This is a genomic window from Actinoplanes auranticolor (genome assembly GCF_018332655.1).
Lineage (GTDB): Bacteria > Actinomycetota > Actinomycetes > Mycobacteriales > Micromonosporaceae > Actinoplanes > Actinoplanes auranticolor.
Genome location: NZ_BOQL01000002.1, coordinates 55114 through 64264, shown reverse-complemented (window position 1 = coordinate 64264; position 9151 = coordinate 55114). Strand labels below are relative to the sequence as shown.

At 71.3% G+C, this 9151-nt stretch carries 8 protein-coding genes; 4 read left to right on the top strand and 4 right to left on the bottom strand.

From position 1 onward, the window contains the following. A partial coding sequence (locus Aau02nite_RS01055; RefSeq protein ID WP_246594806.1) for an NAD(P)-binding domain-containing protein occupies positions 1-425 on the bottom strand: 425 nt, incomplete at its 3' end. 193 nt (positions 426-618) lie between these two features. Between Aau02nite_RS01055 and Aau02nite_RS01050 the strand changes: the two genes are divergently transcribed. Beyond that, entirely contained in the window at positions 619-1773 is a 1155-nt protein-coding gene (locus Aau02nite_RS01050) for an acyl-CoA dehydrogenase family protein (RefSeq protein ID WP_212986371.1), read from the top strand. Between the two features lie 34 nt (positions 1774-1807). Here Aau02nite_RS01050 and Aau02nite_RS01045 read toward each other — a convergent pair whose 3' ends face one another. Beyond that, positions 1808-3049 (bottom strand): Fic family protein, encoded by a 1242-nt coding sequence (locus tag Aau02nite_RS01045; protein ID WP_212986370.1) that lies wholly within the window; start codon positions 3047-3049, stop codon positions 1808-1810. Positions 3050-3116: 67 nt separating this feature from the next. After that, the gene (locus tag Aau02nite_RS01040) at positions 3117-4529 is read right to left on the bottom strand and encodes a hypothetical protein (RefSeq protein WP_212986369.1); all 1413 of its coding nucleotides are present in this window, start codon (positions 4527-4529) and stop codon (positions 3117-3119) included. Positions 4530-4579: 50 nt separating this feature from the next. Between Aau02nite_RS01040 and Aau02nite_RS01035 the strand changes: the two genes are divergently transcribed. Beyond that, the gene (locus tag Aau02nite_RS01035; RefSeq protein ID WP_212986368.1) at positions 4580-5140 is read left to right on the top strand and encodes an acyl-CoA thioesterase; all 561 of its coding nucleotides are present in this window, start codon (positions 4580-4582) and stop codon (positions 5138-5140) included. Positions 5141-5149: 9 nt separating this feature from the next. Next, positions 5150-7093 carry an acetoacetate--CoA ligase gene (locus Aau02nite_RS01030; RefSeq protein WP_212986367.1) on the top strand — a complete coding sequence of 648 codons (1944 nt, stop codon included), beginning with the start codon at positions 5150-5152 and terminating at the stop codon, positions 7091-7093. Here Aau02nite_RS01030 and Aau02nite_RS01025 read toward each other — a convergent pair. Next, positions 7064-7792: a TIGR03089 family protein gene (locus Aau02nite_RS01025; RefSeq protein WP_212986366.1), complete on the bottom strand. Its 729-nt coding sequence runs from the start codon at positions 7790-7792 to the stop codon at positions 7064-7066. The genes Aau02nite_RS01030 and Aau02nite_RS01025 overlap by 30 nt on opposite strands. Positions 7793-7964: 172 nt before the next feature. Between Aau02nite_RS01025 and Aau02nite_RS01020 the strand changes: the two genes are divergently transcribed. Next, positions 7965-9110, top strand: a complete 1146-nt coding sequence (locus tag Aau02nite_RS01020) for a glycosyltransferase family 4 protein (RefSeq protein WP_212986365.1) — start codon at positions 7965-7967, stop codon at positions 9108-9110. Positions 9111-9151 lie beyond the last annotated feature (41 nt).

The following is a 9151-nucleotide window of genomic DNA, read 5'->3' as shown; positions in this document are numbered from 1 at the left end:
ATCAGCACCCGGCGGGTCAGGCGCCGGGCGAGATTGGTGACCGACGTCTCGACGTACGACAGGTCGGCGCCCATGCCGTCGCCGCGCTGCGGCGTGCCGACGCAGATGAAGTGCACGTCGGCGAAGTCGGCGACCTCCTCGTACGACGTGGTGAAGCTGAGCCGGCCGGAGGCCAGATTGGTGCGCAGCAGCTCGTCCAGGCCGGCCTCGTGGAACGGCACCTGCCCGGCGGCCAGCTTGGCGATCTTGGCCTCGTCGACGTCGAAGCCGAGCACCTCGTAGCCGAGCTCGGCGAAGCAGATGGCGTAGGTCGCGCCGAGGTACCCGGTGCCGAGGAAGGCCAGCCGGGGGCGGGCTGCGCCGGAGGACGGCTCGACCTCGGCGAACGCGGGCACGGCCGGGTGGGTCGGGTACGGGATGGTCACGGGGAGAAACTCCACTCACACGGGGCGCGGGAGGGGGACCTGCGCCGAAACGTGGCATTCACCTTCTCATGACGGCGCTATCACGATCCGCGCGCCTGGCCATGCTGCGCGAAGCGCAGGTGGCGAAGGATAGTGCGCACACCCTACGCGTCGGTAACATAGGCCGGAGTCGCAGAGGAGAGGGCCCACAACCATGCCTGAATTCGACGTTTACCAGCTGCCGGAGGACCACGAGACCATCCGCGCGGCGGTCCGTGAGGTCTGCGACGCCCGGGTGGCGCCCAACGCGGCCGAGGCGGACGAGAGCGGCGAGTTCCCGAAGGCCTCGTACGAAGCCCTGCGCTCGTCGGACTTCCACGCCCCGCACATCCCGGCCGAGTACGGCGGCGCGGGCGCGGACGCCCTGGCCACCGCGATCGTGATCGAGGAGGTCGCGCGGGCCTGCGCCAGCTCGTCACTGATCCCGGCGGTGAACAAGCTGGGCACGATGCCGCTGATCCTGGCCGGCTCGGCGGCGCTGAAGGAGCGCTACCTCACCCCGGTCGCGGCGGGCGAGGCCATGTTCTCGTACTGCCTGTCGGAGCCCGAGGCGGGCAGCGACGCGGCGGCCATGTCCACCCGCGCGGTCCGCGACGGCGACTACTGGGTGCTCAACGGCGTGAAGCGCTGGATCACCAACGCCGGCGTCTCGGAGTACTACACGGTCTTCGCGGTCACCGACCCGGGCGCCCGTTCCCGCGGCATCTCGGCCTTCGTGGTGGAGAAGTCCGACGAGGGCGTCAGCTTCGGCGCCCCGGAGAAGAAGCTCGGCATCAAGGGCAGCCCGACCCGCGAGGTCTACTTCGACAACGTCCGCATTCCGCTGGACCGGATGATCGGCGACGAGGGCACCGGCTTCGCGACGGCGATGAAGACCCTGGACCACACCCGCGTGACCATCGCGGCGCAGGCGGTGGGCATCGCCCAGGGGGCGCTGGACTTCGCCAAGGGGTACGTGAAGGAGCGCAGGCAGTTCGGCAAGGCGGTGGCCGACTTCCAGGGCATCCAGTTCATGCTGGCCGACATGGGCATGAAGCTGGAGGCGGCGCGCCAGCTGACCTACGTGGCGGCGGGCAAGAGCGAGCGCGGCGACGCGGACCTGACGTACTTCGGCGCGGCGGCCAAATGCTTCGCGTCGGACGCGGCGATGGAGATCACCACGGACGCGGTCCAGCTCCTCGGCGGGTACGGCTACACCCGCGACTACCCGGTGGAACGCATGATGCGCGACGCCAAGATCACCCAGATCTACGAGGGCACGAACCAGGTCCAGCGCATCGTCATGGCCCGCCAGCTCCTCAAGGACTGAACCGGCACCCGTCAGGTGCGCCGCGCCGAGTGGCTCAGGGCGCGGTGCGCCTGATGGTGGATGCGTAATTATCGAGCACATCCAGGATGCCGGTGTGCTGCCAGACCCGGTTCCGGCGCAGGCCCGTGCGCTCCACCAGGACCTGACGATCGGCCAGCAGCTCAAGGGTGCGCTGGGCCGTGACATCGTTCATCGCCAGCTCTGAGGTCAGATACCTGGCGTTGACGATGGGCTGCCCCACCAGCCGGGGTAGCACCCGCCACGCGGCCGCATGCGGCCGGACGCCGGCCAGCTTGTCGCGAGCCTCGGTCAGCTGCGCGGCCAGGTCGTCGACCAGTGTGCGGCCGGAGGCGGCGGCGAAGCGCGACGCGTCGGAGAAGCGGTGCACGATCGGCCCGGCGTCACCGGCCCGGAACGCGTTGAGGGCGTCGAAGTAGGTGCTGGTGTCAGTCAGCAGACCGGCCGAGATGGGCACGGTGACGTGCTCGACGAGTCCTTTGCTCCGGAGCATGGCCTGCGCGAGAGCACGTCCGGTGCGGCCGTTGCCGTCGACGAACGGGTGGATCGTCTCGAACTGCGCGTGCGCGATCGCCAGCTGGATTAGCACCGGCAGGTCGTCACGCTCGGCGAAATCGACGATGTCCTGGACCGCCGCCGGCACCCGGTCATGGTGGGGTGCGACGAAATCGGCACCGATCGGCCCGGCATTGTCCGACCCGATCCAGACGATCTCCGCCCGGAACCGTCCGGCGTGCCGCTCGAAGCCGGGCTGATGCGCCATCAGCTCGCGGTGCATCGTCAAGATCGCCGATGCTTCGATGTGATCGGAGAGCCGCAGGGCGGCTTCCATGGCGCGGACGTTGCCGATGACGGTCTGGGCGTTCGCTTTGTCGCTCTGGCCGATCTCGGCGAGTGCCAGCTGGCGGGCGCTGGTCGTGAGGTTCTCGATCTGCGAGCTGGACGAGCTTTCCGTGCGCAGCAGGATCGCTGACATCGGCCCGAGAGCTGGGCTCTCGGCGCCCAGGGTCTGTAGGGCGTGCTGGTCGAAGTCGACGAGCGCGCGAGCACCGTCCTCGACGTCGGCGGCGACGGGAGCCGGTAAGTCCGCTTGCCATTCAGCCAGCGGCGCCGGGACGATCGACTGATAGGTCCCGCGCTGGCGGCGCATCTCGGCCCGGGAGTAGTACCCGCGCTCGTTGGGTGTCCACGTCTGGTCTTCGAATGTGGCGGCGGGGACCGGAATGGACTGCTGCGTGGCGGGCTCTTGAGTGACCACCTCTGCACCTTACTTACATTTCTTGGAAGAAGTGTAAGTAAGGGCTCGATGAGTTGTCGTTTCTGAGCTACGGGCGGTGGGTGGCGTCGTCCTCGGCTGGTGGGCGCTGGGTCGGCAGTGTCAGTGGCCGGGTGTCGTCCGCGGCCTCGTCGGCCGGGCGTTCCAGGCTGGTCACCGTTGTCGCCGGGCGGTCCACGTTCGCCTGGGTGGTTGCCTCCCCGGGCTGCTTGACCGCCGGTGTCAGCCGCGTGGTCGGGTCCTCGCCCGGATCGGGACGCTCAGCGGCCACGATTGACGTGTTCTGCTCGTCGGGGGTGGCGATCGGCGTCGCCACCGTGACCGGTTCCGCCGGTGCCGGGAAGCTCAGCAGCTGAGTGCGGTCGCCGGGCGGCTCCACCGTGCCGGCCCGGATCACCTGCGTCCGTTCGCCCCGGTCGGTCGGGTCCGGTGCTGGTCCGTCGGCCTTGGGCAGCGTGAGCAGCTGCGTCTTCTCGTCCCCGTCGTCGTCGGCCGGCGCGGTCACGGGCGGGAGCACCAGCAGGGTCGTCTTGTCTTCCGCAGCCTCGCCGGCGGTGACGTTGCGAGTGGTCTCCTCCCCGACGCTCGGCGACTCCGGCGCCGGGATGGCCGCGGTGGCATCCTCGCCGGCCGCGACATCCGCGGTAGCTTCCTCACCGCCCGGCGTCACAGCCTGCGTCGGCTCTTCGGCGGCAGAGGCGGCAGAGGCGGCCGAGTTCACAGCCTGCGTCGGCTCTTCGGCGGCAGGTGCAGGGCTCTGGACCGGCTGCGGACCGAGCCGCATGACCGTCGTCTTCTCATCCTCATCAGCCGCCGACGACCCGGCGCCCGAAGACCCGGCGGCCACGGAACCTCCCGGCAGCGCCACGGTCGGCTGAGCCACAGTCGTCTGGCCGATGACCTGCGTAGCGTCAGCCGACGGCGCCCCGAAGCCCGGCACGAACTCCGACCCCTGCCGCTGCTGCGGGATCACCGCGGTCCGTTCCGAAGCCATCGGCGTCCCCGCCACCGCCGCCGCCCCGCGCGCACGTCCGATCGTGCCGACAAACAGGATCTCCGGCGGTTCGAAGCCGCGCCAGCGCCGCGCGCTCAGCGCCGTCGCCAGCATCGGCACCGCCAGCAGTACCGCCAGGCCGTAGCCCGGCCTGCTCAGATCGAAGCCGTCCGAGGCCACGTTCTCCGGCCAGACCCCGGCATACGACGCCGGCGCGATCCGGGCCCAGGCGCCCACGCCGAGGAAGCCCAGGCCGGCCAGCAGCGGTCCCAGCGGGGAGATCGGGGAGAAGAGCAGGATCGCGTACGCCGCCCCGGCCAGCACGAGCAGCAGCACGCCCGACAGCGACTCGATGCCGCCGTTGTCGCGGGCCCTTCCGGTCAGGTCCTGGTCGAAGCCGACCCCGCAGAGGATCCAGACCGCCGGAGCGAGGACGAGGGCATACAGGGTGGATCTCAGATGGCGCACGTGCGGACCGTACCCGGCTGCGGCAACGGTGCGGAAGTAACGTGTCGGCCATGAGTGAGCATCCCGCGGGCCGGCCGACCTCGCACTCGCGGGTCACCCTCAGCCGTATCATGAACGCCACCGACGTCAACCTGTACGGGACGGTGCACGGTGGCGTGCTGATGAAGTTCGTCGACGACGTGGCCGGTGCCGCCGCGGCCCGGCACAGCGGCGGTACGGCCGTCACCGCCGCCATCGACGAGATCATCTTCGTGGAGCCGGTGCGGGTCGGTGATCTCGTGCACGCGTACGCGCAGGTGAACTGGACCGGCAGCACCTCGATGGAGGTCGGCGTGAAGCTGACCGGGGAGCGCTGGGACACCGCCGGCGGGGAGCCGCTCACCGTGGCCACCGCGTACCTGGTCTTCGTCGGCGTCGACGTCTCGGGGCATCCCCGGATCGTGCCCCCGGTGCTGCCGGAGTCGCCGGAGGACGAGCGCCGCTTCCGGGAGGCGATCATCCGCCGGGAGCACCGCCTGGCCCGCCGCAAGGCGATCCAGGACGCCCGATCCACGGCTGAGCCTGCCCGCAGCGGAAAACCCATGGAAAACCGTGGGGTGAATGATGGTTAAGGTGAGCCCATGACGACGGGCACAGTGCTGTGGACCCCGCCGGCGAACGTCCTGGAGACGTCCCGGATGGGCCGGTTCCTGACCTGGCTGCGGGCCGAGCGCGGCGTGGACGCGGCCGGCTACGCCGAGCTGTGGCAGTGGTCGGTCACCGACCTCGCCGGCTTCTGGCGGGCGGTCTGGGACTACTTCGACGTCATCGCGCACACCGAGCCGACCGCGACGCTGCCCGACGCGACCATGCCGGGCGCGCGCTGGTTCCCCGGCGCCACGCTCAACTACGCCGAGCACGTGCTGCGGATGCCGGGGCTGGCCGATGACGATCCGGTCGTCCTCGCGTACTCCCAGACCCGGGAGCCGGTCACGGTCACCGCCCGGCAGCTGCGCGACCAGGTCCGGCGGGTCGCTGCCGGGCTGCGCCGGCTCGGCGTCGGCCCGGGCGACCGGGTCGCGGCCTACGCGCCGAACATCCCGGAGACGTACGTCCTCATGCTCGCGACCGCCAGTCTCGGCGCGGTCTTCTCCTCGTGCGCGCCGGAGTTCGGCTCGCGCAGCGTCATCGACCGGTGGACCCAGATCGCGCCCAAGGTGCTGGTCGCCGTCGACGGCTACCGCTACGGCGACAAGCCGGTGGACCGCCGGGCCGAGGTCGCCGAGATCCGCGCCGCGCTGCCCAGCGTCGAGCACTTCATCAGCCTCGGCTACCTGCACGGCGGCGGCGACTGGGCCGAACTCGACGGCGACGACCCGCTGACCTTCGCCGCGGTCCCGTTCGACCACCCGCTCTACGTCCTCTACTCCTCCGGCACCACCGGCCTGCCCAAGCCGATCGTGCACGGCCACGGCGGCATCCTGCTCGAGCACCTCAAGATGCTGGCGCTGCACCACGACCTCGGCCCCGGCGACCGGTTCTTCTGGTTCACCACCACCGGCTGGATGATGTGGAACTTCCTGGTCTCCGGCCCGGCGGTGGGCGCGGCGATCGTGCTGTTCGACGGCAACCCCGGCCATCCCGACCTGGGCGCGCTGTGGCGGCTCGCCGCCGAGCAGGACATCACCTACTTCGGTACGTCCGCACCGTTCCTGATGGCCTGCCGCAAGGCCGGCATCGTCCCGCCGCCGCACGCGATCCGGGGGGTGGGCTCGACCGGTGCGCCGCTGCCGGCCGAGGGATTTCGTTGGGTGAACGAGGCGCTGGGCGACCGGCCGCAGCTGCAGTCGCTGTCCGGGGGCACCGACGTGTGCACCGGGTTCGTCGGCGGCACCCCGCTGCTGCCGGTGATCGAGGGCGTCATCTCCTGCCGGGCGCTCGGTGCGCGGGTGGAGGCGTACGACAGTGACGGCAAGCCGGTGCTCGGGCAGCTCGGCGAGCTGGTGGTGACCGCGCCGATGCCGAGCATGCCGGTGGGGTTCTGGAACGACCCGGACGGCCGGCGCTACTTCGAGGCGTACTTCGACGTGTACCCGGGCGTGTGGCGCCACGGCGACTGGATCACCATCGCCGAGGACGGCACCTGCGTGATCACCGGCCGGTCCGACGCGACGCTCAACCGCGGCGGGGTGCGCCTGGGCACCGCGGAGTTCTACACGGTGGTGGAGAACGTGCCCGGCATCGTCGACTCGGTCGTCGTGCACCTCGACGCCGACGGCCGGGACGAGCTGCTGCTCTTCGTGGTGCTGACCGAGGGCGCCGAGCTCGACGACGGGCTGCGCGGCCGGATCCGCGGCGAGCTGCGGGCGGCGCTCTCGCCCCGGCACGTCCCCGACGAGATCCATCAGGTACGCGCCGTGCCGCGCACGCTGTCGGCGAAGAAGCTGGAGGTCCCGGTGAAGCGGATCCTCACCGGCACCCCGGCCGACCGGGCCGCCGCCACGGGCGCCCTGGTCAACCCGGAGTCGCTGACCGCCTTCGAGCGGCTGGCGGCCTCACGTCAGCAGGAGCGTGACCTGCTCTGACTGCGCCCGGCTCTCGACCTTCGCCGGGTCGAGGTTGCCGCACAGCACGATGCTGGCCCCGGCGATCAGCGGCGCCAGCAGCCAGTCGGCCGGGTCGGGGTAGGCGCGCGCGTCGACCAGCACCCGGTCGCCGGGCTTGATGCCCAGCTCCGCGGCGCGCTCGGTGGCGGTGCGGCAGACCGAGAGGTGACTCTCCTCGACCGGGCCGGCCAGCGCGCGGTCGTTCTCGCCGACGGGTGCCGAGGGGACGAACCGGTCGCCGAAGCCGCGGACCTCGACGGTGTAGTCGATGAAGCCGGGCGGGACCTGGCGCAGCGGGGCGGCCAGCGGGAGCAGGCCGGTCGCGTACCGGTCGCCGGTGGACCAGCTGGCCGCGATCTCGACGTGCTCCGGTGTGGTGAAGAGCACCTCCACCGGCTGCGGGTCGGGGCCCAGGTCCGCGGCCAGCCCGGCCGCCCACCCGCCGAGCAGCACTGCCGCCGTCTGCCAGTGCGGCGGCAGCAGGACGGCCACCGAGTCGCCGGAGCCCAGGCCCACGCCGTCCACCAGCAGATTGGCGGTCTTGGCGACCCAGTTGTCCATCGTCACGCCGGACAGCTCGGTGCGGTCGCCGCTCGCGTCGTCGTACCAGGTCAGCAGGGGAGTGGTGGGGCTGGTGCGCACGGCCGCCGCGAGGGCCGCCGGAATCGTCTCAATCATCGGTGCTGACGATAGTCCGTTGACGGTGGGTGACCGTTTGATCTCGGGTCGGCGCGGCTGTGCGACGCCGGCGCGAACCTCGTAAGTCCACCGGCGTCGCGGTCGACACGAGACCCATCGAGCGGCGTACCCTTGCCAGTGGTCTGGCCCACAGCCCCCGAGGAGTTGCCACGTGACCGCCGGTCGTCCGCCCCGAGTCCTCGTCGACGCCACCAGCGTCCCCGCCGACCGGGGTGGTGTCGGCAGATACGTCGACGGCCTCCTGGGTGCCCTCGCCGCGTTCGGCCCGGACCGGGTGGACCTGGCCGTCGTCGCGCAGCGTTCCGATGCGGAGCGTTACTCCCGGATGCTGACCGGTGCCGAGGTCATCGCCGGCCCGTCCGCGGTCGCGCACCGCCCGGCCCGGCTGGCCTGGGAGCAGACCGGTCTGCCGCTGCTGGCTCAGCAGGTCGGGGCCAAGGTGCTGCACTCGCCGTTCTACACCTGTCCGCTGCGGGCCGGTTGCCCGGTCACGGTGACTGTGCACGACGCGACCTTCTTCACCGATCCGGAGCATTACGACAACACCAAGCGGACGTTCTTCCGCAGCGCGATCAAGACCTCGCTGCGCCGGGCCGCCCGGGTCATCGTGCCGAGCAAGGCGACCCGCGACGAGCTGATCCGCCTGCTCGACGCCGACCCGACGCACATCGACGTGGCCTACCACGGCGTCGACCACACCGCGTTCCACGCGCCGACCGAGGAGGAGAAGGCCAGGGTCCGCGCCCGCCTGGGCCTCACGGACGCCGGCTACGTCGCCTTCCTCGGCGCCAAGGAGCCCCGCAAGAACGTGCCCAACCTGATCCGCGGCTGGGCCCGCGCGGTGGCCGACTGGCCGCACCCGCCGGCGCTGGTCATCGCCGGTGGCCAGGGCCACGACGACGACATCGACCGGGCGGTGGCCGAAGTGCCGTCGCACCTGCGCCTGCTGCGCCCCGGCTACCTGCGGTACGCGGACCTGCCCGGCTTCCTCGGCGGCGCGCTGGTGGCCTGCTACCCGTCCTTCGGTGAGGGCTTCGGCCTGCCCATCCTCGAGGCGATGGCCTGCGCCACGCCGGTGCTCACCACGCCGCGGCTGTCCCTGCCCGAGGTCGGTGGCGACGCGGTGGCTTACACGACCGAGGACCCGGACCGTATCGCCGAGGACCTCGCCGACCTGCTGCACGACGAGCCGCGCCGGCTCACCCTGGCCAAGGCCGGCTTCGACCGGGCCAAGGAATTCAACTGGTCGAGCAGCGCGGAAGTGCACGTCGCGACCTGGAACAGGGTGGCGGCCTGAGACTTGGCGCCCAACAGTAACCTGCGCTCGTTACACTCCGT

Excerpts from the sequence above, each read along its gene's own strand:
- Aau02nite_RS01050 (WP_212986371.1), top strand. The coding sequence starts at position 619 with ATGCCTGAATTCGACGTTTACCAGCTGCCGGAGGACCACGAGACCATC.
- Aau02nite_RS01035 (WP_212986368.1), top strand. The coding sequence starts at position 4,580 with ATGAGTGAGCATCCCGCGGGCCGGCCGACCTCGCACTCGCGGGTCACC.
- Aau02nite_RS01030 (WP_212986367.1), top strand. The coding sequence starts at position 5,150 with ATGACGACGGGCACAGTGCTGTGGACCCCGCCGGCGAACGTCCTGGAG.
- Aau02nite_RS01025 (WP_212986366.1), bottom strand. The coding sequence starts at position 7,792 with ATGATTGAGACGATTCCGGCGGCCCTCGCGGCGGCCGTGCGCACCAGC.